1 protein-coding gene is annotated in these 737 nt (G+C 72.7%); it reads right to left on the minus strand.

Going from position 1 to position 737, the window contains the following annotated elements:
* Nucleotides 1-737 (minus strand): hypothetical protein (locus tag IF89_RS39455; protein WP_158718154.1); only part of this gene is annotated, 737 nt, incomplete at both ends.

Here is a 737-nt window from a genome sequence, read left to right on the forward strand (position 1 = left end):
AGACGACCCGCCCGCCCGGCCCCATCTCCTCCAGCACGGCGCCGGTGGCCAGATCCACCACCCGCGAGGCGGAGGTCTCCGCGTCCGTGCCCGGCGCCACCGTGGCGGTCTCGGTCAGACGCCCGCCCTCCACGGTCCGGCTGACCTCAGTCCTCAGCTCGCCCGGCCCCTCACCCCGCCCCTCCCCACCCGCGCCCTCAGCCCAGGAGACCGTCTGCGAGGCAGGCTGCCCGTACTCGTCGTACCCGAATGTGGTCTGCTCTCGGGCGGCGAGCTTCCCCGCGCTGTCTGCGGTCCGGGTGACGGTCCCGGTGACCGTGCGCCGGTCCGCGGAAAGGGTGTTGGAGGTCTCCTGCAGGACTTTGCCGTCCCGGCCGGTGGTCTTCTGCGACACGACCAGCCCGGCAGCACCCTCTTCAGGGTCGTACACGGTCTCGGTCACCGTGCCCGTCTCGTCCACCGTCTTCACCGCACGCCCGTAGGCGTCGTATGCGGCGGCGGTCGCCACTTCCCGTTTCTGGCCGACGCTGTTGTGGACGGTGCTGGCCTCGCGCACCGGCAGCGCCCAGTCCGCGGGCAGCTCCGCATCCCGGGGCGGAGGGGCGGGGGAGTCGCCGTCCTGCCAGCTGTAGCCGCGGACCAGTTCCCCGGCGGTGCGGTCGCCGAGGGCGGAGGTGTAGACCTGCTGGGAGGTCAGGAGGTGGAGGCTGTTGTAGTGGGAGACCACCCTGCGCTCC

This window comes from Streptomyces sp. NRRL F-2664 (assembly GCF_000719345.1).
Classification (GTDB): Bacteria; Actinomycetota; Actinomycetes; order Streptomycetales; family Streptomycetaceae; genus Streptomyces.